The organism is Parabacteroides sp. An277 (assembly GCF_002159645.1).
Taxonomy (GTDB): Bacteria; Bacteroidota; Bacteroidia; order Bacteroidales; family Tannerellaceae; genus Parabacteroides.
Map to the genome: position 1 here is coordinate 89,860 of NZ_NFJB01000008.1, position 21,244 is coordinate 111,103.

A 21,244-nucleotide genomic window follows, 5' to 3' on the forward strand; every position below is an offset into this window, starting at 1 on the left:
TCTTTGCACAAATCACTTTCATTAACCTAAAAATGAACAAAAAGCAGTTACTTCTATTATTGTCTGTTTTTTTCATGTGGACGAGCTGTCAGAATCAGTCGTCGCACTTCATTACAGACGAAGCGTACAGGACGCAGGTCGAAACTGACCTGCAGGCCAGACAAGCCGACCTCACGCAGGGCGATTTGTTTGCAGTGTTTAACCAACCCATGAGCCCAGCAGAGAAAGAGGCTCTTGAGTTTCTCTATGCCTACATGCCAGTGGGGGATATAGCCGATTATTCGGGTGATTATTTCCTGCAGAACGTGAAGGCATCGTTTCAAGCTCGCGAGGAAATGCCTTGGGGGAAGACAATACCAGAAGACATTTTCCGTCATTTCGTGCTTCCGATTCGGGTAAACAATGAGAACCTCGATGAAAGCCGTATGGTATTTTACAAAGAATTGAAAGATCGGGTAAAAGGTCTTTCACTGAAAGATGCGGTATTGAGTGTGAACCATTGGTGCCACGAAAAAGTTATTTATACACCTTCTGACGCGCGTACCAGTTCGCCGTTAGCTTCTGTCAAGACGGCTTATGGACGTTGTGGCGAAGAATCTACTTTTACCGTAGCTGCACTTCGTGCGGTTGGCATTCCGGCCCGGCAAGTTTATACGCCGCGTTGGGCTCATACAGACGATAATCATGCGTGGGTAGAAGCGTGGGTAGATGGTAAATGGTACTTCTTAGGGGCATGCGAACCGGAACCTGTATTGAACTTGGGTTGGTTTAATGCGCCGGCAAGTCGGGGTATGTTAATGCATACGAAAGTATTCGGTCGTTATCAAGGGCCAGAGGAGGTCATGGTACAAACTCCTATTTATACAGAAATCAATGTGATTGACAATTATGCAGAATCGGCTAAAGCGACGGTGCGGATTGTTGATGAATCGAATAAGCCTGTATCAGAAGCTCGCGTTGAATTTAAAGTATATAATTATGGTGAGTTCTATACGGTTGCTAATAAACATACGAATATCGAAGGCGAAACTTTCTTGAGTGCTGGTAAAGGCGATATGTTAGTATGGGCTTCAAAAGAGGGTAAATTTGGTTTTGGGAAAATTTCTTTTGGTACAGATTCAGAGGTGACAATTGCATTGGATAAGTCGAGTGCAGCTGATTTTGAGACACAATTTGATATTGTTCCACCACCCGAGAAAGCTAATCTGCCGGAAGTGACACCTGAGCAACGCGAAGAGAACACACGTCTTATGGCGCAAGAAGATTCTATTCGTAATGCGTATGTAGCTACTTTCTTTAATGAATCAAAAGCTTCGGCTTTGGCAAAAGAGATAGGCTTGAAGGATGAAAAATTGGCTACGAAATTGTTGGTAGGATCTCGTGGTAATTATGCGACAATTCAAGCGTTTTTGAAAGAAGCAGCCGGAGCAGGACAGTTGGATGCAGCAGTGGATTTACTTCAACGCATCTCGGCAAAAGATCTTCGTGATGTTTCGAAAGCTGTATTGGATGACCATTTGAAGAATAGTCATCAAGCAGAAGGTGTTGACGACAAGATTTTTAGCGAATATATACGGAATCCACGTGTCGCTAACGAGATGTTGACTCCTTATAAAGCCTTCTTCCAGCAAGCCGTTCCGGAAGCTGATGCAAAGGCTTATCAGGAAGATCCGATGAAACTAGTTGATTGGGTAAAGAAGAATATTCGTATTGATGCGGAGTGTAACTTAGGAGCCGCTCCTATCTTCCCGGAAGGCGTTTGGAAGTCGCGTGTAGCAGATATGCATTCGTGCAAGATATTCTTTGTAGCTTTATCTCGTGCGTTGGGTATTCCGGCGCGGGTAGATGAAGTGACAGGTAAAGTGCAACTGATGGGTGAAAAGATTCAGGACATTGATTTTGAAGCGACAGAGCAAACAACGGCTCAAACGGGAACTTTGATAGCTTCTTATACACCAATCAAGTCGCTGGAAGATCCGAAATATTATTCTCACTTCACGATTTCAAAAATTGTAGACGGTCGTTTGCAACTCTTGAGCTATCGGGAAGGTGATGTAGACATGGGAGGTGGTGCTACGTGGAGTAACCTCTTGAAGGAAGGTACGAAACTGGATGCAGGTTCGTATGTATTGGTGACAGGTACTCGTATGGCAAGTGGTACAGTTTTGAGTAAGTTGGTGTTCTTTACCATCAAGCCAGGAGAGACGACGAAAGTAGACTTGACCATGCGTGAAAACCAAGATGATATCCAAGTGATAGGAAACTTCAATTCGGAAAATAAGTACTTCAATATTGAGGCTGGCGAAGAGACGAGTATTTTGAATACAACGGGACGAGGTTATTATGTAGTAGCTATTTTGGGTGCGCGCCAGGAACCGACCAATCATGCCATGCGTGATATAGCTGCTGTGAAAGATGATCTCGAAAGTTGGGGTCGCAAGATGGTACTTCTCTTCCCAGATGAAGAGGGGTATAAGAAATTTGATGCGAAAGAATTTGGTAATTTACCGAATACCATTGTGTATGGCATCGACAAGGGCAATAAGATTCAACAAGAAATGGTAAAGGCAATGAAGTTGGAACATGCTAATACATTACCCATATTTATTATTGCTGATACATTTAATCGGGTGGTATTTGTTTCTCAAGGTTATACTATTGGATTGGGTGCACAGATGATGCAAGTTATCCATAAGTTATAATAAATAGCGGTTATATCCGTTTATAAAAGAGAATGTGTACATGTTTTATGGTACACATTCTCTTTCTCTATATAAAAAGTTAAAGAAGATGAAGTTAGTATTTGCTACAAATAATCAACACAAACTGGATGAAGTCCGCCAGATAACGGCTCCTTATGGAATAGAAATTGTAAGTTTAGCTGATATCCATTGCCAAGAGGAGATTCCTGAAACTGCCGAGACATTGGAAGGAAATGCTTGGCAAAAAGCACATTTTCTCCAAGAAAAATATGGTATGGATTGTTTTGCGGATGATACGGGATTGGAGGTGGAAGTCCTTCATAATGCGCCCGGCGTTTATTCCGCTCGTTATGCCGGTTCCGGACATGATTCGGAAGCTAATATGAAGAAGTTGTTACAAAATTTGGCGGGAGAAAAGAATCGTAAAGCTCGTTTTCGTACGGTAATCGCTTTGACAATAGGAGGAAAGGAATATACGTTTGAGGGTATTGTTTCTGGGAAAATTACGACGGAAAAAAGAGGTGAGGGTGGTTTCGGTTATGACCCTATCTTCATGCCGGACGGATATGATAAGACTTTTGCTGAATTAGGAAATGATGTCAAGAATCAAATAAGCCATCGGGCTCAAGCAGTGGGTAAGTTAGGGGCATTCTTGGCAAGTATTTCGTAAATAGGATAGATATGAAAAGATTGGGAATCTTATTGTTGTGGATTTGCTGGGTTTTACCGGGATTTGCCCAGTTTGATAAGTGGGAAATATACCGTGCTTATCGGACAACAGAGTTGGTAGAAGAGACCAATAATTATGTCTTTGCGGTGGCCGATAGTTCGCTTTATGTTTATGGAAAAGATGATCAGAGCCTTACAACCTATTCAAGAAAGAATGGTTTGAGTGATAATAAAATCAAAGCTTTGCGTTATAACGCTTCGTTGCATTCATTGGTCATTGCGTATAATAACGGAAATATTGATTTATGGGGTGAAGACGGCATTTATAACCTTCCTTATTTGAAAAACAACAGTTCGATTCAAAATAAATCTATCAATGATATTTACTTTTATGGTGATTATGCTTATTTGTCGGCAGAGGTTGGTATCCTTGTGGTGAACCTGAATAAGCGAGAGATAGCAGATACGTACCGTATTGGTGGGGTTCGTTCGGTTTGCGTCATCGATGGTTATTTGTATGCCCTTACCGATTCGGGCGTTAGCAGGGGAGCGTTGAGCGATAATTTGTTGGATAGGGCGAATTGGCAGGATTATCCACTATCTTCCGACCAATTTGCAGTGGACGAAATAAGTAAAATCGCGGATTTTCAACAAACGCTTTGTGTGTATGTGGGTGGAAACGGGGTATATTACCTGCAAGATGGTTCGGTGCGCCGTTTGCTTTACGATACGGGTCTCACGGGGATGAAAGTGGAAAATGGGCGATTGATGGCTTTTTCGACGAGCACGCTTTATATTGCTTCTGATTTGAATGGATTTCAAACTATTTCTGGTATCAATTCGTTGAGAGACGTCAGCTTTTTGCATACAGCAGATACTTATTGGTTAGCATGTGGTACGGATGGATTGAAGGGTATCCAGCGAAATGGAAGTTCGTATGCTGTGCTGGTAGATGGCTTGACGATTAATAGTCCCAAGAGCAATTATGCTTGGGAATTGAAGATTCATGACGGGCGCCTTTGGGTTACGGGCGGCGGACGGTGGCTTGACCGTTATTGGCGTCGCACTTATATTATGTATTATGAAAATGGACAATGGACAAATTACGATGAGACCAAGATACAAGACCAAACAGGACTTTTCATGCAGGATGCGCTGAATGTAGAGATCGACCCGGCAGACCCGAATCATATCTGGGTGGCCTATTATGGCAATGGTGTGTTGGAATTGGAGGGGGACACAGTCGTCAATTGGTATCATTCCGGGAATAGCGGGCTGGAAACCTCTTCTTCCTCCAACCCGAATCAGTATGTCCGTGTCGGCGGTGTAACGCGCGATGCGGAGGGAAATCTCTGGATGACGAATTGTAATGCTAACACTTCGGTGAAGGTACTTACGCCCGAGGGCGAATGGTTGGGGTTTGCAACGGAAATTGCCAATGCTCCTATTGTAGACAAAGTCCTTATTACGAGCCGTGGGCTTAAATTCGTGAATCTCCAGCACGCTACCAATATGCCTGGATTGTATGTTTTTGATGATAATGGTACGTTAGCGGATCAGTCGGATGATGTGTCGCATTATTATGCTTCCGTTTCGGATTCGCAAGGCAATGTCTTGAATGCAACGCAATACTTCTCGGTGGTAGAAGATAAAGATGGGAATATTTGGGCAGGTACCAATATGGGACCTATCGTTTGTTATAATACGTCCAATGTGGAGAACCTGCGCTTTAACCGTATTGTATTGGCCGACGAATCGGATTACCTCCTTAACGGTGTGCGGGTTAATTGTATCGCCGTAGATGGAAGTAACCAGAAATGGATAGGTACGAATGGTTCCGGTGTTTTCTTGGTGAATGCCGACGGGACGGAAGTCCTTGAGAATTTTACAACAGACAATTCGCCTCTGCCCAGCAATACAGTCAATAGCATTGCTGTCGACCCGCAGACGGGCCAAGTATTCTTTGCCGTGGATGGTTATGGCGTCCTTTCCTACCAAGGCGAAGCAACCGAGGGAACGGAGGATTATTCCAATATCCATGCTTATCCGAATCCGGTGCGTCCTGATTTCGACGACAAAGTGATTATTACGGGTTTGATGGCCAACTCGACTGTGAAGATTACGGATGTGGCAGGCAACCTGATTTACCAAACGCGCTCCGTAGGGGGACAAGTTTCGTGGGATTGCCGCAATTCGAAAGGCCGCCGTGTGGCTTCTGGCATTTATTTGGTGATGGCTGCGACGGAAGAGGGCGGAGAAAGCGTAGTGACGAAGATTATGGTCATTAAATAAATTCATAAGCGGGAAGAAATGGCAACACGGCGTGTAGAATACATTGATTTGGCGAAGGGGCTTTGCATTTCATTGGTCGTTTTAATTCATATCCATAAATTTGAAACTACGCCGGAGACGGCCTTGCGCTTTTTTCATATGCCGCTCTATTATTTCTTGTCGGGTATTTTCTTCAAAGAATATAGTGGGTTGAAAGAATTTTCCCTCAAGAAGGTAAACAAATTAATCATCCCCTATCTGTTTTTCTTCTTGACAGCCTATGCGGCGGGCATCGTTTGCCACTTTCTGCATTTCTATGAAAAGGGATTGCTGGAAGAACCTTTTCGCTGGGGCATGATTGGTGACATTTTCTTCAAGCTGGGGCGCGGCGAGGATATTGGTTATAATTCCCCTATCTGGTTCCTTCTTTCGCTGTTCGAAGTGAACATCCTCTTTTTCCTGCTTCATCGTTGGATTCGGAATTGGAAATGGCGGCTGACGGTTTGTTTCCTTATGGGTTGCGCGATGGTGACGGCGTGGACTGTGACCGAACGCTGGCCCTATTACCTGGACCGTTCATTGGCCTCGTTGCCTTTCTTTGCCGTGGGTTATGCGACGAAGGGTTGGATATTGCAGGAAAAGGAACTCTTCCGTCGGCGCACGGGCTGGCTGCTTTGTCTGGGTTGTTTCGCTTTCGTCTATGGTTGCGCTCTTTTTCCGAAAGAGGTACGCGATATTTTCTTGGTGCATTACGCGGCAGGCTTTGCGGGCATCGCCCTGTTGCTTATCTTTTGCCGCCTGTTGGAGCGTCTTCCGCTTATTTCCTATTTGGGCCGCTATTCGCTCATCGTGTTGGGTTTCCATACCTTCTTCGTCGCCCCGTTGCGCTTTGTTTTTTCCTTTGCGGGCGAAATCGGACAATATGTTTTGACATACGTGGCCATCGCATTGCTGATGCGCTTCGTGGTGATTCCTTTTTCCATCCGTTTCTTCCCTTATTTCACGGCGCAGAAGGAACTCATACGAAGCTGAAAAGAATCTGTCATGCCTCTTTAAGACGTTCTTTATGGCTTAATTCCATCTCAAAACACCCTTCTTCGTTTCTATTTCATTTGAAATACAACTCAGGAAGGGATGCAAAAATAGTTTTTTATAAAATGTATAGCTGAAGAAGTACTTCTTTGATTGTTTTTTAATTGAAATAGGATAGAAGAATAGGTTCTTGAATACTTCTTTTTTTGAAAAATCCATAAGGAAGTGTGATTTTAGCTTGGATTTGAGACTGAAATAAAGAAAATTGTGGTTATCTTTGGCGAAAATAATCAGGGAAGAAGGGTATATGGAACAGATTGAACCGTTTCGGATTACAAAGGTGCCGCTACGCGAGCTGAATGCCATGATGCAGCAGGTGGTGGAATGGTTTGTTGCGTTGGAAACACACCATGCACGGCTGATGGAAGCTATTCGTCGGCTGCAAGTCTGTTCGGATGCGCTGAATGCTTTTATTTTCCGCGATAAAGGGGACGGGGTGCAGAAGCTCCAGGAAGCGGACCAGCGGCGCACGGAGGCTTGGCGTCTGCTTCGTGCGTATGTCAAGGCGATGCAGGGGCATCCCGACGAGGCAGTAGCGTCTGCGGCACGAGAAGCGTATCAGCAGATTACGGCACGAGGCAATGTGGCAGCCCTGTCGCAACCGGAGCGGAGCACGAACTTGCATATCTTGACGAAATGGTTGGAAGAGCAAGAAGAGGTATGCCGGTTACTTGCGTTGGAGGTTTGGTTAGTGCGTCTGCAGGTGCATAGTGCAACCTATGATGCGTACGACCATGCCGTATCGCAACAGCAGGGCGCGCAGGAACCGGGTAAGGCCATGCAACTTCGTCTTCAGTTGGAACAAGCCTACCGCACGGTGTGTTTGCAAATCAATGCAGCAGCAATTTACGAAAGCGATGGCCATTTTTCAGACCTGATTTCACAGCTGAACGCCTTGCAACGCGAACATACCCGCGTCCGGAAGTTCCGGCAATCGATGAAAGAGAACCGCGAGGACGAAAAAAATGGCCCGGAGGGCGGCGAGGACGAAAAAATCACTTAACTTTGCACCGTTCATTTGGGAAAAATATAAATGAGAATAGATTATGGCACAAGAAGATGTTTTTAAGAAATTAGTTTCACATTGTAAAGAATACGGTTTTGTATTCCCTTCCTCTGAAATTTATGATGGCTTGGGCGCGGTGTACGACTATGGTCAGAACGGCGTGGAGCTGAAAAATAATATCAAAAAATACTGGTGGGATAGCATGACGCTCCTGCACGAGAACGTAGTAGGCTTGGATTCGGCTATCTTTATGCACCCGACGATTTGGAAAGCATCCGGACACGTGGATGCATTCAACGACCCGTTGATTGACAACAAAGATTCGAAAAAGCGTTATCGCGCCGATGTGTTGATTGAAGACCATCTGGCAAAGATTGAAGAAAAGATAAATAAAGAGGTAGCAAAAGCTGCGAAGAAGTTTGGCGATGCGTTCGACGAAGCGAAGTTCCGCGAAACGAATCCGCGCGTCCTCGAGCATCAGGCCAAGTGGAATGAAATCCATGAGCGCTACTCGAAAGACATGAATGATTCGAACTTCGAAGACCTCCGCCAGTTGATTCTGGATTGCGAGATTGTTTGCCCGATTTCCGGTACACGCAACTGGACGGACGTTCGTCAGTTTAATTTGATGTTCTCTACCGAAATGGGCTCGACTGCCGATGGCTCGATGAAGGTGTATCTTCGTCCGGAAACAGCGCAGGGTATCTTCGTGAACTTCCTGAACGTACAGAAGACAGGACGCATGAAGATTCCGTTCGGTATTGCGCAAATCGGTAAGGCGTTCCGCAACGAAATCGTGGCACGCCAGTTTATTTTCCGTATGCGTGAGTTCGAGCAGATGGAGATGCAGTTCTTTGTTCGTCCGGGCGAAGAAATCGAATGGTTCAAGAAATGGAAAGAGACACGCTTGAAATGGCATAAGGCATTGGGCTTGGGCGACGAGAAGTACCGTTTCCACGACCACGAGAAGCTGGCGCACTATGCCAACGCCGCCACGGACATCGAGTTCGAGATGCCGTTCGGATTCAAGGAGGTGGAAGGTATCCACAGCCGTACGAATTTCGACCTTTCGCAGCATGAGAAGTTCTCCGGCAAGAAGATTCAATACTTCGACCCGGAACTGAACCAGAGCTATACGCCGTACGTTATCGAGACTTCTATCGGTGTAGACCGTATGTTCCTCAGCGTGATGGCGGGTGCTTATTGCGAAGAGACCTTGGAGAATGGCGAGAGTCGTGTGGTATTGAAGCTCCCGGCAGCATTGGCTCCGGTGAAGTTGGCCGTATTGCCGTTGGTAAAGAAAGACGGACTGCCCGAAAAGGCGGAAGAAATCATGCAGATGTTGCGCCTCGATTTCCGTTGCCAGTACGACGAGAAGGATTCTATCGGCAAGCGTTACCGCCGTCAGGATGCTATCGGTACGCCGTACTGTATCACGGTAGACCACGATACGTTGCAAGATAATTGCGTAACGATTCGTTTCCGTGATACGATGGAGCAGGAGCGCGTAGCCATCGATAAGCTGCACGACATTATCTCCGAAAAGGTCAGCATGAGAAGTTTGTTGAAAAAAATCATAGAATAAGTGAAGATGAAGAAGTATTGGCGATTCATAGTGATGTGGATAGCAGGCCTCGCGTTGGTGGCTTGTAGTGATGATGATAGTAATTCTTGGTATCTACCGGTGGATGAAGCCTGGAGGGAGGCGAATGTCAATGCGTTCGAACAACGGGCGAACGACGAGGGCATCGAGTATATCAATTCCCAAAGCAACAATGGCCGTATTCTTTATAAGGTGCTGAAGAAAGGTGAAGGTACGGAACAAATCTACTACACCAGCCAAGTGGAATGCTATTACAAGGGTTGCTTTATTGCGGATGAGAATGGAAACTACATTCAGAATCGCGATAGCGTCCTCTCGCAAGGCGAAGTGTTTGATTCCCGTTTGCGGGAAAACGATGACGATCCTTTTTTATTTACCGTAGGTTCGGATGTTGTGGATGGTTGGAGCACGGCTCTTCAGCACATGCATGAAGGGGATATCTGGGAAGTCTGGATTCCTTATTCATTAGGTTATGGCGTGAATGGCAATGTAAATGGTACAGATACCATCAAACCCTACACGACATTGGTATTCCAGATAGAGGTTGCCGATATTGTAGAGCAATAAATCCCTATATTTGAAAAAAGCCGCCTGTTTTTCGATGAAAATGGGCGGCTTTTTTTATATCTCTGCATTTTTTTGTGTAAATTTGTAAGCGAACAAAAATTAGATATCATGGAAAAAATAACAGGACTTATCGATGCGCCGTTTACACCGTTGGATGCCGACGGAAAAGTGACGTGCGAGCCAATTCCCCGCTATGCGGCGATGTTGGCGAAGAATGGTTTGAAAGGGGTATTCATCAATGGTTCTTCGGGCGAAGGATATTTGCTTACGGACGAGGAGCGCATCCGGTTGGCGGAAGCTTGGATGGCGGCTGTGCCGGATGGGTTCAAGGTGATTGTGCATGTGGGCAGTACGTGCGTGGAGTCGAGTCGGCGTCTTGCCCGCCATGCGCAAGAGATAGGTGCATGGGGCATCGGGGCGATGGCGACTCCTTTTCCCAAGGTTGGACGCGTGGAAGAGTTGGTGGCATATTGCGAAGAGATAGCTTCGGCCGCACCTTCCCTTCCCTTCTATTTCTATCATATCCCGGCATTCAACGGGGCTTATTTGCCGATGTTCGACTTCTTGAAGGCGGTAGACGGACGGATTCCCAATTTCGCCGGTATTAAATATACTTACGAAAGCCTCTACGAATACAACCAATGCCGCTTGTATAAAGGCGGGAAGTATGATATGCTTCATGGGCAGGACGAGACGATTCTCCCATGCCTCGCCATGGGCGGTGCGCAAGGAGGTATCGGTGGTACGACCAATTATAATGGCCGTGAATTAGTAGGTATCTTGGAAGCGTGGAAGCAAGGAGACCTCGAAACAGCTCGCGAAAAGCAGAACTTTGCGCAGGAGGTTATTAATGTGATTTGCCATTACCGGGGCAATATCGTGGCCGGTAAACGTATCATGAAGCTCATTGGCTTAGACTTAGGTAAAAACCGCACGCCCTTCCGTAATATGACGGACGAAGAAGAGGCGGCTATGCGGCAGGAATTAGAGGCAATCCGTTTTTTTGACCGTTGTAATCGCTTCTAATTATGCCTGTAAATACGAAAGTTTATAACCGTTATTATCCGTGGGTAGTCGTGGGATTGCTCTGGGTGGTAGCTTTGCTGAATTACATGGATAGGCAGATGTTATCCACCATGAAGTCGGCGATGATGGTCGACATCGAAGAGTTGCAATCGGCTACCTATTTCGGCTACCTGATGGCCGTTTTCCTTTGGGTGTATGGATTGATGAGTCCGGTGGCGGGTATGATTGCAGACCGCATCAACCGCAAATGGCTTATCGTGGGGAGCTTGTTTGTTTGGTCGTTCGTGACCTTGATGATGGGTTTCTGCTCAGATTTTCATCAACTTTACATCCTGCGGGCGATTATGGGTATTAGCGAAGCGTTGTATATCCCTTCCGCTTTGTCGCTCATTGCAGAGGCACATTCCGAAAAGACACGTTCGTTGGCGGTCGGGTTGCACATGACCGGCCTCTATATGGGGCAGGCCTTAGGTGGATTTGGTGCAACGATTGCTTCGGCCTACGATTGGAAAACCACCTTTTTTGGCTTTGGTTTGGTCGGTATCCTATATAGTTTGGTGTTGATTATTTTCTTGCATGACGTGCAGAGCGGATTCTTCCGGAATGCGCCGAAGAAAAAGGAGTCCGGGACGAAGGCGCGTAATCTCTTTGGCGGTTTAGGTGTCGTATTGGGAAATGTGGCCTTTTGGGTGATTTTGTTTTATTTCGCAGCTTCGAGTTTACCCGGCTGGGCGACGAAGAACTGGTTGCCTACGCTCTTCGCCGAGAATTTGCACATCGAGATGGCAGAGGCCGGTCCGCTTTCTACCTTTACCATTGCTTTCTCGTCGTTCGTCGGTGTTATTTTTGGAGGCATTTTGTCTGATAAATGGGCACAGCGGAATATCCGAGGACGCATTTATACGGGTGGTATCGGATTGGCATTGACTATTCCAGCCCTGCTTATGCTGGGATTTGGTGATAATTTACCGATGATTTTGGGCGGTGGCCTCTGTTTTGGAATTGGATTTGGCATGTTCGATGCGAACAATATGCCGATTCTTTGCCAATTTGTATCGCCTCGCTACCGTGCGACGGCATATGGGATTATGAATATGACGGGTGTTTTTGCCGGAGCGGCGATTACCTCTTTCTTAGGGAAATCGATGGACGGCGGTCATTTGGGGACAGACTTCGCGCTGCTGGGTGGCGTAGTGGCTGTGGCTTTGGTGATGCAAGTATGTTGCCTCCGCCCGAAAACCATTGAAAAGAGGGACGACGAATGAATATACGCACTTTTTCATGTTTATGTTACGCTTTGTGTCTGGCTGCTTGCGGTTGGGCGCAAGGCGTCTCTTTTTCAGGAAATGTACCCCAGGCTGTATCGGCTCCGTTTGCGGGTGTTTCGGGGGATTATTTGCTCTTGGCAGGCGGATGTAATTTCCCGGATGTTCCTGCGTCGGAGGGTGGTGTAAAACAATATTATACGGCTGTATGGGCAAAACAGGCGGATCAAGCGTGGCGGTGTGTCGGTTCGCTTCCGGAAGAGACGGCTTATGGCACCAGCATTACGCTTCCTGAGGGAGTCTTGTGTTTGGGCGGGCTGAATGCGAACGGAGCGATGCGTGCCGTATATCTTTTACGCATAGAGGATTCAGGCCGATTGGCACGGATGGATTATCCTCCGCTTCCTGTCTCGATGGACAATTTCGCGGCAGCTTATGCGGAGGGAAAGGTATATGTAACGGGTGGAAATCAAGGAGGAAAGCCAGGGCGGACGCTCTATGCGTTGGATTTGGAGACGCACTCGTGGGAGGCGCTTCCTGCTTTTCCAGGGGCGGCTCGTGTACAACCTGTGTTGCTGGCAACCTCGGATGCGCTTTATCTGGCGGGCGGATTCGAGCCAGGCGACCGGGATATGCCTCCGCAGCTTTCGGCCGACTTGTTACGCTACGCAATTTCCCAACAAGAATGGGAGCGGGTAGGGGAGGTGTTGCCGTTGGCCGATTCACCGCGCACATTGACAGGTGGATATGGTGTGGCATTGGGTGATACATGCCTGCTCTTCGGTGGTGGGGTGAATTGGCAGCGATTTGCGGATGCACTGGACCGTCCGCGTCAACTTTACTTGGCTGAGCAAGTTGGAGATGCTGCCCGCGCGGATTCAATCCGAGAAGAGTCGGCGAACTATTTGCGACATCCTGTGGCGTGGTATCGTTTCAATCCGGAATTATTGGCCTATCATATTCCTACCGGTGTATGGCGCGTAGTAGATGTTTCGCCCCAATATGCCAAGGCAGGCGCGGTGTGTGTAGTCTGGAATGGGAAGGTTTGGGTGCTTCACGGGGAGATAAAACCCGGTGTGCGCACGGCGGAAATGGTTTCTGTGAACGCACAGACAGTCGAAAAATGATTTTTTGAGCTTCTGTGAACGCACAGACGGCTGAAAAATAGTGCGCAGAGCTTCTGTGAACGCACAGACGGCTGAAAAATGTTGCGCGGAGCATTTGTGAACGCACAAACGGCCGAAAAATGTTGCGCGGAGCATTTGTGAACGCACAAACGGCCGAAAAATGGTGCGCGAAGCATTTGTGAACGCACAGACGGTTGAAAAATGATTTTTTGAGCTTCTGTGAACGCACAGACAGCTGAAACAGGTTGTTTGGAGCTTCCGTGAATGCACAGACACGTTGATTCAGATTTTTGCGATCTTCCGCACAGCCGGGTCTGTATCCGGAAGGGTATGGATGAGGTGAAGGGCTGTCGGGATGTCTTTAGCCACCGCCCAAAGTTGCCGATGCGCCGTCCGCATGAAATTTTCTGCAATTGCCCGGTCGAACATAGCCAGGAGCGGATCAAAATATCCCTTTACGTTGAGGATGACAATCGGGTGGAGATATAATCCCAATTGCTTCCAGGTGATGATCTCAAGTAATTCCTCGAGTGTACCGCATCCGCCAGGAAGGGCTATGACTGCATCGGCGAGCCGGGCCATTGTTTGTTTGCGCGTGTGCATGTCGTGCACTTCGATTACCTCGGTCAGTCCCGTGTGGCACCATCCTTGTTCGACCATAAAATGCGGGATGACGCCTACGACCTCTCCGCCCGCCGCCAAGGCTGCATCCGAAAGCTCACCCATCAACCCGATATTTCCCGCGCCATTGACGATACGGATACCCGCTTTCGCCAACGTTTCGCCCAATTTGCGTGCCGCCTCGAAATAGCACGGTGCGATTTTTGTACTCGACGCGCAATATACGCATACTGTTTTTATATCGTTCATATTCTTGTTTTGGGCGCAAAGTTAAAAGAAAAATAAGGATAAACAAAGAATATGTGCAAAATCAGTCCCAATGGACTTTGTGTATATTGTTTTGTTGTTTATTATTATTAATTGTTTACTTTTGGATGAGTTTCCGAACCTTTCCTCGCATTTCGCGAATGGCTGTACTTTCAATCTTCGGTTTTTTGTGTAAGACTGTATCAATGGCGGCAGACATTTTCTCGGGATGATTATAATCCGGTTCGGCGTATAACCAAACCAAAAGATAATAGGGATAGATGCGCTCGGGGAGGATACGGATGGCATGTAGCAAGTGTGTTTCGGCTTCCGGATAGCGCCCGATTTTTTGTTCGCACTGCGCCAAAACGTAATACATCATGGGGTCTGAACTGAGTTGCGTGCCTCGTTTCAAATAGGGAATAGCTTCTTTAGCTTGACCTGATTCCTCCAAACACCGAGCCGTTTCAAATACATATTCCGGACGATGCCCCAGCCACGGGTATAATCTTTCATAACCTGTTACTGCTGTTTGGTAAGCTTTGTTATGATACAGCGAGCGGACTTGGTTCCAGGAACGGTAAGCCTCATAATAGAGTTTCGCTTGGCAGAAATTGTAGATTCCGAAAAGAGCGAGTCCTGTAAAAGCGATGCGTTGTGTCCATGTCCACAGGTTCTTACCTTTTCCGGTCGTTTCTGGTGGAATGCAAAAGACTGTTACCCCCGTCAGTAATACCCAAAAATCCGGCAATTGGAGCGGATAAGAGGCAAATGCGAATACGGCAAACGATCCCAATGCACCCACTGCACCATACGCTTGTTGTTTCGTGCCTTGATACATTGCATAACCCAAAACAAAGAGAAAGCATATCAATCCGATGATACCTTGCTCTATACCGATTTGCAAATATTCATTAAAGGCATACGGCGGGCAACCAGCGACGTATCGTTCTTGTGGCATACCGGTCTCCAAATAACGCGCTTGGGTTTCGGCATATTGGGCTGGGAAACTGCCTAAGCCGGTACCGATACCCTGGTTATCGACTATAATTTCGCTGGCGACATGCCACATCAGGAAACGACCGTCTGCCGAGTCTTTCTTGAAATGATAGAGCGCGCAAGAGGCTGTTATACATAAGCCAACCAATAAGACGCTTGTCCAAGCCATACGCGTTCGATGGTGTGCGATATATGCCAGGATAGAAGTCCTATGATGCGCCACGAACACCCATAATCCGCCTGTCGCAGCTGCCAACCACGCCGTCCGACTCATGCTGGCAGGCAATACGACCAAGATGACAAAGAAGCTACCCCATGAGAATAAACGTACGAGATGCTGTCTGGCATACGTCCCGTGGAAGGCTAATGGAAGCAATATAGCCAAATAACCGGCATAAGGACCAGGATTAAAAAATGTACCTGTGAGGTTGAACAGTGCATGATTAGAAGCAGTATATCCATAGAGTTGGGCCAGCCCCCATATGCCTTCACCTAATCCGACGGTCAACCATAATCCCCATAAGTAAGGGCGCAGCAAACGTTGCTGCGTGAATAAGACACGCAAGGCAAACCAACAAACTAACAGTTGCCCGCCCATGAGTAATTTCTCGGGTGCCAGGTTTGCAGCCTCGTCGTAGTGTATCCAAACCGTCAAACCATAACATATTATTCCTACATCTGCTCCCGAAAACCGAATACCTCTACCAAGCCAAATACCCAGTAACAATCCGATACAACCTAGCAGCATTATTAAGTGAAACCAAAATACGCGCCCCGACACCAGTCCCTCTGCTAAGTGCCCATCCGAAATGAGCGGAGTAACCGCCAACCCGCAGCAAAAGAGCGAGGCGATGAAAAGCCAACCGATTTCTATGATCCGCTTCATAATCTATTTCACTCCTTTCATAAACCGTTCCCATCGAAATTCCTCTGTATAAGGATCCATGGATTTCCATATCTTCCAGACTTTTCCCACGATGTATTCCTCCGGCAACAAACCCCAGTAGCGCGAATCTTGCGAGTTTTCAGCTTTGTCTCCGCTCATGAAGTAGTAGTTCTGCTCAAAACGGTAGCGGGAAAGCGGGCGGTTGTTCAGGTAAACAGTCGAGTCGCGGTAGGCAAGTGTCCCGCGTTGTTCCCATTCAATCACTTTCTTATAGAGCACGTAATGCGTGCGGTTCATCTCGATTTCATCTCCTGCCCGAGGGATGTAGAGCGGACCGAACTCGCGGATATTCCATCCTAAGATAGAATCGTAAGGGAAACAGGCGTACACATCTGATGCGAAATCCGTTTCGTCCATTTGTTCCATCCGATTTTGTGCAGCCTCGTTTCCCAATGTGCCGTCGTAGTTTGCAATATGATAGTGCCCTTGGCGGATGGAGAGCGTGTCACCCGGCAAGGCGATGCACCGCTTCACGTAGTATTTCAGGAGGTGCATTTCGATACGTTCCCACGTTTCGGGATGCGGGAAATGAAACACCAGCACATCGTTTCGGGCAATCCGGTGCAGTCCCGGCAGGCGATGGATTTCTACCCGCTTACCCGCCATCGCCTCCGAGAGGTTGAAGAGCCGCGGCCCCACCAGCAGCTTGTTCACCAACACGAAATCTCCCGCCTCCAGCGTCGGTTCCATCGAGTCGCTCGGGATGCGGAACGAGGCGAAGAGGAACACCTGCGCGGCAATCCATAACGCCACTAACCCTGCCGCCCAGAGGATTAGGTCCAAGAGGCGGTCTATCCATTTCTTCAGTATCATTTTATTCTCCTATTAACTTAGCCCGTGGCAAATCCGTTACAAAAACTTGTTTTCCGTCTCGGATGAAAAAGACCTGTTCCTCGCGTCCTTTCGTCCGGTCGCGGAGCCAAAGCAGGGCGTTGCGGGGTACTTCGTATTCCACATATCGCCGTTCATCCGCCACTTGTCGCCCCAACGATTTCCAGCCTGCCGTACCGTCATTGTAGAACAGTTCGTATTCATCACCCGGCCAGACGAAATTGTCGTCAGTTCGTGGATAAAACTCAATTTTTTGAATCTTTCTGGGCTTTACCATGTCATATGCTAGATAGCAACTGGTATCACTTGAATTAAAGTAAGTTAGGATTTTGCCATCTGTTATAGCATCATACCATTCTTTGGGCGGACGTGCAGGTAATTCGTTTAACCGTTTTAACGGTATAGCCTTTTTCAAAGTATCTTCGTAGAACGCTATATCAGCTAATTCCATCCATTTTCCTGGTGGAGAGACATAACGGACATAACGTATTTTCGGCAAGTCTGTAGGCATAGTAAATTCATAGTAATTAGAGCGTAAGGTGTCTGTAAATTCGTGTAATAGAATAGGATTCGTAAAATCTTTATTCAAACTGCCTTCTATTCGTGAACCGATAATTGGTTCATACAGGCAAATACGAAACGTGCGGAACAAACCCATTTTCCGATATAACCTTACTGTTTCTTTCTGGTCAGATGGTTTGAATATATGTGTCGAATCACCTGCTTTATATAAAAAGGGATAGCTTGCATGGCGATATTCTTTTCCATCTGAATAGAGAGGTTGGTAGATTATTTCTGGTTCTAAATGGTGGAACTCGGCTCTCTTTCCTTTCGTCCGAGCAATATCTACGGGTATCCATTCCTGAGGAGAAAATACACCTAAATAAACGAACTTCTCGCTTTCATCAGCAATAGTTAGGGTTACTTTGTTTTCCCCAAAGTAATTTACCGTTACATCTTTTTGATGGCGATCTCGAAAGAGTGCAGGGACGGTTTTGTCTTTTGTCACGCCAGCGAATGGCTCTTTCTGATATCCATAAAGAGAACGATAAACTTTTCCCCGTTTTCGTCCGTCAGCCTGTGTACCACGTTCCGCGTGGTAATCGTTAAATTCGAATGGAATGAAAAGCCCTGTTGTATCGCGTACTACGGTCCAAGTATGGTTTTGTTGGTATTCGGGTGAATACACGAAAATATCCGTAGCCACAGGAATGCCACAGGCCCGCATGACATAAAGCGTTACATCGCACACTTCTCGGCATGTCCCTACACGGTGTTTGAATAGAAAGTCGGCAGCTTGATGGGGTGTCGAAAAGTCTGTGGAATAAGTATAGCCACGTTTCCCCAGTTCTTCTGATAGGATGCGGCATGCTTCCACTACGTCCGTCCCATTCGGATAGAGCGAATCGAGCAGGTGGTTGTAATAGTTATAGTAAGTCTCCCGCCAATCGCTTAACGGTTCGTCGGCAATCCGGTAGGGCAAGATGTATTCGCAGAAGTCTTCAAACGATAGATTATGGTTCCACGCTTTTCCCTGATAGACTTTGAACGCTAAATCAATATTGCGTATAAGGTATTCCGCCTTGATCGTCCATACATCATATTGCTTGCCGGAATAGAAGGGCGCATTTTTCCAGCGTGCTAATTCTTCTGGCGTACCGTTATGCCTTTTCTCCCGTTCTATTTTTGCTAATACGCATTGGATGGAATCGAGCGCGGCATTCTCGTATCCGTACCAGTGCGGCATATTTTCGATGAGGAAACGGGCAGCCTTATATTTCGGCTTGTCGTTTTTGTAATGCGCCAGCACCTTTTCCAACTCCGCCCGGTTCTCGCCCGCCAGTTCCAAGGCAATGTCAAGCCGGTCGGGTTGACAAGAGATTAACCAACAGAGATTAATGATGATACCTATACAAATTAAAAAGACTTTCATACCATATTAATATTCAAAATTAGGATCGTATTTAAAATCTATATATGAAAAAGCATTTACAATTTTATGCTTGTTCATGAATAATACAGAACCATTATAAAAACTTAGGCAATCAGTATCTTTTGATGTACATTGGTAAAATATATCATATTTGAAATTCAACCTAATACGAGATATATAATATTGTACAGACACTATATTTTCTTCGGTTGTCAAAATAGTGACAGGCAATGTATTATTTGCGTCTTTTAATAACGAGAGAAGATCTATTAAATCTCCAATACAAACTGAACAATCTCCATTTAATATGTAAACCAAAGTGTTCTCTAAATCGCTTAGTTCTTGTGAATAATACTTAGCGATAGAGTCTCTTATTTCTACATTAACACATACTTTTGAACTCGAATAAAAATCTTGAATAAAAGATATCTTTTTGTTATTCAATTTATTTCGAGCATCATTCGTACAAGAACATGATACGATAGCCAATAATACATAGAGGAAATGTCTCATATAAAAGTTGTTTATTATACGAACTATTTCAATGACAATTGAAGTAAGATGGGATTTTCTTCTTCATTATATCCTGTTGCATATAGATACTCATTTTCTTTTCCCATGGATATGTTGTTTATGAAACAAGGGACTTTGTATGTTTGTATTAAATTTCCGTCCCAATCAAATTTGAGAATATGTTCATGCAGCTGTTGGAAATTAACAGTTTCTACATTCCAGAGTTCTCCTACATAAATAATATATATGTAATTTTTGTCACAACAATACTGCCAATATGAATAGGGTATAACTTTTTTAAATATAAGCTCATTATCTATAACTGTATAATTGGCATCTAACTGGTTAGGCCCTAATAAATGTTTTTTCAATGTCAATTGGGTATTATATACTTCAATTTCAGACAGGTGATAATTAAAATAAAGAATACGATCGTGATCATAATTTGGTATGATGGTTCCTGCCGATACATTTCGGGTATAATATTTGCCTTGTTTGATTTGTAAATTTTGAAATTCTTTGGATGTATATAATAAGAAACGTGGTTCATTTTCTGTTTCTATCTTTAGGTTCGGATCTGAGAAATAGTTGGGATTATCCACTAATATCTTTTCGTCAAAATGAGGGACAACACTTCTTGCATCTACATAATATTCTTGAATTTCAGGTGTATATCTTTTATCTTTTAATACAGAATCTATTGGAATAAATGCTACTTCTTTTTTTACATAATCGTCTACAATTAATAAATCATTGCTGATATTAATCTTGGCTGCTAACATTTCTTGAGGTCCATTCCCATATCGAAATAGTTCTGTTACTTTTTCTTGAGAATAGAGATTATAGAATTCCAAGAAATATACATTTTCTGCCTTCTTATTTTGTACTATCAATATACTATCTTTATACACAAAGAATGATTGTGCATAAATAAATTCTTGTGGCAAGCGAATAGAGTCAATGCCTATGGTTTTACTATTATTCAATACTTCATTATCCATATAGATAGTAAGTCTCTCCTTCTTTTGAGAAGAATCACATGCCGTTAAAATAGATAATGCAACAAATAATGTGTATATATGTTTCATTTTTAATCTGCTATAGAATTACAGTTACAGGATGAAACAACTCATCCTGTAACAACATGATATTTTTTATGGACACTACAGAGCTACTTTTGTCCCATCGCAAGTTAGTGTGTGTCCAAATTTAGTTGTAGAACAAGTACTTCCTCCATCGCATTTTAAGAGAACTTCACCTTTCTTATTTGTAACTTCACACATAGCTATAGCTTCTATATCACTAAAGCCAATGTTTTCGACAAATAATTTTTTCAAGTCTTTACTACTCTGCTGGTAATTCCAACCAGCTACTGCGCATACGGCGACTACGCCGATAACGCCCATTACTTTTTTTACCATGATTATTTTGTTGTTTAGTTATTAAATGCCAGCGGATTCTCCTCTGGCTATCTCATTCTTATTTGGGCATTCTTGCCATCATTCAACCTTCCCCACCAACGACAAAGTGAGCGATTCCCCCGGCACATTCCATAAATCGTGACGGTACGGTAGAAATCGCCCGGCTCTTCGGCTTTGTAATAGACCGTTAGTGTAGCCGTTTCGCCCGGGGCGATTTCTGTCCATTCTTGTTTCGTCGTAGTGCATTCGCATGAGGTGGTGATACCTTTGAGCTTGAATATCTCCGTACCGTTATTGCTCAAGATTACTTGCTGCGCCTTTGTCTCATTCTCTCCAACTGTCCCCATATCATATTCTTCTTGGTTGGAAACGAGGATAGTTTCAGGTAATTCACTCACCGTTATAC

General features: G+C 45.4%; 18 protein-coding genes. 10 read left to right on the forward strand and 8 right to left on the reverse strand.

Features of this window, described 5'->3' with window-relative positions; translation table 11 throughout:
- Positions 1 to 32: 32 nt before the first annotated feature.
- From B5F77_RS04860 to B5F77_RS04905, 10 genes are all read left to right on the forward strand, one after another.
- Positions 33 to 2,702 carry a transglutaminase-like domain-containing protein gene (locus tag B5F77_RS04860; RefSeq protein WP_087328484.1) on the forward strand — a complete coding sequence of 890 codons (2,670 nt, stop codon included), beginning with the start codon at positions 33 to 35 and terminating at the stop codon, positions 2,700 to 2,702.
- Positions 2,703 to 2,790: 88 nt separating this feature from the next.
- A complete protein-coding gene (locus B5F77_RS04865; RefSeq protein ID WP_087328488.1) occupies positions 2,791 to 3,372 on the forward strand; it encodes a non-canonical purine NTP diphosphatase in 582 nt (193 codons plus the stop codon).
- A gap of 11 nt (positions 3,373 to 3,383) precedes the next feature.
- Positions 3,384 to 5,663 carry a two-component regulator propeller domain-containing protein gene (locus B5F77_RS04870; protein WP_087328492.1) on the forward strand — a complete coding sequence of 760 codons (2,280 nt, stop codon included), beginning with the start codon at positions 3,384 to 3,386 and terminating at the stop codon, positions 5,661 to 5,663.
- 18 nt (positions 5,664 to 5,681) lie between these two features.
- Positions 5,682 to 6,674 (forward strand): acyltransferase, encoded by a 993-nt coding sequence (locus B5F77_RS04875; protein WP_087328495.1) that lies wholly within the window; start codon positions 5,682 to 5,684, stop codon positions 6,672 to 6,674.
- A 307-nt stretch (positions 6,675 to 6,981) separates the two neighbouring features.
- On the forward strand, positions 6,982 to 7,737 hold the full coding sequence (locus B5F77_RS04880; RefSeq protein WP_087328498.1) for a DUF6261 family protein: 756 nt from the start codon (positions 6,982 to 6,984) through the stop codon (positions 7,735 to 7,737).
- 43 nt (positions 7,738 to 7,780) lie between these two features.
- A complete protein-coding gene (locus B5F77_RS04885; RefSeq protein WP_087328501.1) occupies positions 7,781 to 9,325 on the forward strand; it encodes a glycine--tRNA ligase in 1,545 nt (514 codons plus the stop codon).
- 6 nt (positions 9,326 to 9,331) lie between these two features.
- The gene (locus B5F77_RS04890) at positions 9,332 to 9,910 is read left to right on the forward strand and encodes an FKBP-type peptidyl-prolyl cis-trans isomerase (RefSeq protein ID WP_087328504.1); all 579 of its coding nucleotides are present in this window, start codon (positions 9,332 to 9,334) and stop codon (positions 9,908 to 9,910) included.
- A gap of 108 nt (positions 9,911 to 10,018) precedes the next feature.
- On the forward strand, positions 10,019 to 10,936 hold the full coding sequence (locus B5F77_RS04895; RefSeq protein WP_087328507.1) for a dihydrodipicolinate synthase family protein: 918 nt from the start codon (positions 10,019 to 10,021) through the stop codon (positions 10,934 to 10,936).
- Positions 10,937 to 10,938: 2 nt separating this feature from the next.
- Positions 10,939 to 12,201, forward strand: a complete 1,263-nt coding sequence (locus B5F77_RS04900) for an MFS transporter (RefSeq protein WP_087328510.1) — start codon at positions 10,939 to 10,941, stop codon at positions 12,199 to 12,201.
- Positions 12,198 to 13,328 carry a cyclically-permuted mutarotase family protein gene (locus tag B5F77_RS04905; RefSeq protein WP_087328514.1) on the forward strand — a complete coding sequence of 377 codons (1,131 nt, stop codon included), beginning with the start codon at positions 12,198 to 12,200 and terminating at the stop codon, positions 13,326 to 13,328. The genes B5F77_RS04900 and B5F77_RS04905 overlap by 4 nt, the downstream gene beginning before the upstream one ends.
- Before the next feature lie 282 nt (positions 13,329 to 13,610).
- Here B5F77_RS04905 and B5F77_RS04910 read toward each other — a convergent pair whose 3' ends face one another.
- The 8 genes from B5F77_RS04910 to B5F77_RS04940 form a co-directional block, all read right to left on the reverse strand.
- Positions 13,611 to 14,198: a TIGR00730 family Rossman fold protein gene (locus B5F77_RS04910; protein WP_087328517.1), complete on the reverse strand. Its 588-nt coding sequence runs from the start codon at positions 14,196 to 14,198 to the stop codon at positions 13,611 to 13,613.
- Positions 14,199 to 14,313: 115 nt separating this feature from the next.
- Positions 14,314 to 16,080 (reverse strand): O-antigen ligase family protein, encoded by a 1,767-nt coding sequence (locus tag B5F77_RS04915; protein ID WP_087328520.1) that lies wholly within the window; start codon positions 16,078 to 16,080, stop codon positions 14,314 to 14,316.
- A gap of 3 nt (positions 16,081 to 16,083) precedes the next feature.
- Entirely contained in the window at positions 16,084 to 16,953 is an 870-nt protein-coding gene (gene lepB, locus B5F77_RS04920; protein ID WP_087328523.1) for a signal peptidase I, read from the reverse strand.
- Position 16,954: 1 nt separating this feature from the next.
- Positions 16,955 to 18,904, reverse strand: coding sequence for a transglutaminase domain-containing protein (locus B5F77_RS04925; protein WP_087328525.1), 1,950 nt, complete (start codon positions 18,902 to 18,904; stop codon positions 16,955 to 16,957).
- A gap of 6 nt (positions 18,905 to 18,910) precedes the next feature.
- A complete protein-coding gene (locus tag B5F77_RS15550) occupies positions 18,911 to 19,417 on the reverse strand; it encodes a hypothetical protein (protein ID WP_140392815.1) in 507 nt (168 codons plus the stop codon).
- 23 nt (positions 19,418 to 19,440) lie between these two features.
- Entirely contained in the window at positions 19,441 to 20,505 is a 1,065-nt protein-coding gene (locus B5F77_RS04930; protein ID WP_087328528.1) for a BF3164 family lipoprotein, read from the reverse strand.
- 75 nt (positions 20,506 to 20,580) lie between these two features.
- Positions 20,581 to 20,838: a hypothetical protein gene (locus B5F77_RS04935; protein WP_087328530.1), complete on the reverse strand. Its 258-nt coding sequence runs from the start codon at positions 20,836 to 20,838 to the stop codon at positions 20,581 to 20,583.
- 47 nt (positions 20,839 to 20,885) lie between these two features.
- The coding region (locus B5F77_RS04940; RefSeq protein ID WP_162607954.1) for a DUF1573 domain-containing protein at positions 20,886 to 21,244 on the reverse strand (359 nt) is incomplete at its 5' end.

What these genes read in the sequence shown, in the direction of transcription:
- B5F77_RS04875 (WP_087328495.1), top strand. Translation starts at nt 5,682, where the DNA reads ATGGCAACACGGCGTGTAGAATACATTGATTTGGCGAAGGGGCTTTGC.
- B5F77_RS04910 (WP_087328517.1), bottom strand. Translation starts at nt 14,198, where the DNA reads ATGAACGATATAAAAACAGTATGCGTATATTGCGCGTCGAGTACAAAA.
- B5F77_RS04915 (WP_087328520.1), bottom strand. Translation starts at nt 16,080, where the DNA reads ATGAAGCGGATCATAGAAATCGGTTGGCTTTTCATCGCCTCGCTCTTT.
- B5F77_RS04905 (WP_087328514.1), top strand. Translation starts at nt 12,198, where the DNA reads ATGAATATACGCACTTTTTCATGTTTATGTTACGCTTTGTGTCTGGCT.
- B5F77_RS04890 (WP_087328504.1), top strand. Translation starts at nt 9,332, where the DNA reads ATGAAGAAGTATTGGCGATTCATAGTGATGTGGATAGCAGGCCTCGCG.
- B5F77_RS04865 (WP_087328488.1), top strand. Translation starts at nt 2,791, where the DNA reads ATGAAGTTAGTATTTGCTACAAATAATCAACACAAACTGGATGAAGTC.
- B5F77_RS04935 (WP_087328530.1), bottom strand. Translation starts at nt 20,838, where the DNA reads ATGGTAAAAAAAGTAATGGGCGTTATCGGCGTAGTCGCCGTATGCGCA.
- B5F77_RS04880 (WP_087328498.1), top strand. Translation starts at nt 6,982, where the DNA reads ATGGAACAGATTGAACCGTTTCGGATTACAAAGGTGCCGCTACGCGAG.
- B5F77_RS04925 (WP_087328525.1), bottom strand. Translation starts at nt 18,904, where the DNA reads ATGAAAGTCTTTTTAATTTGTATAGGTATCATCATTAATCTCTGTTGG.
- B5F77_RS04885 (WP_087328501.1), top strand. Translation starts at nt 7,781, where the DNA reads ATGGCACAAGAAGATGTTTTTAAGAAATTAGTTTCACATTGTAAAGAA.
- B5F77_RS15550 (WP_140392815.1), bottom strand. Translation starts at nt 19,417, where the DNA reads ATGAGACATTTCCTCTATGTATTATTGGCTATCGTATCATGTTCTTGT.
- B5F77_RS04895 (WP_087328507.1), top strand. Translation starts at nt 10,019, where the DNA reads ATGGAAAAAATAACAGGACTTATCGATGCGCCGTTTACACCGTTGGAT.
- B5F77_RS04900 (WP_087328510.1), top strand. Translation starts at nt 10,939, where the DNA reads ATGCCTGTAAATACGAAAGTTTATAACCGTTATTATCCGTGGGTAGTC.
- B5F77_RS04870 (WP_087328492.1), top strand. Translation starts at nt 3,384, where the DNA reads ATGAAAAGATTGGGAATCTTATTGTTGTGGATTTGCTGGGTTTTACCG.
- B5F77_RS04930 (WP_087328528.1), bottom strand. Translation starts at nt 20,505, where the DNA reads ATGAAACATATATACACATTATTTGTTGCATTATCTATTTTAACGGCA.
- B5F77_RS04860 (WP_087328484.1), top strand. Translation starts at nt 33, where the DNA reads ATGAACAAAAAGCAGTTACTTCTATTATTGTCTGTTTTTTTCATGTGG.
- lepB (WP_087328523.1), bottom strand. Translation starts at nt 16,953, where the DNA reads ATGATACTGAAGAAATGGATAGACCGCCTCTTGGACCTAATCCTCTGG.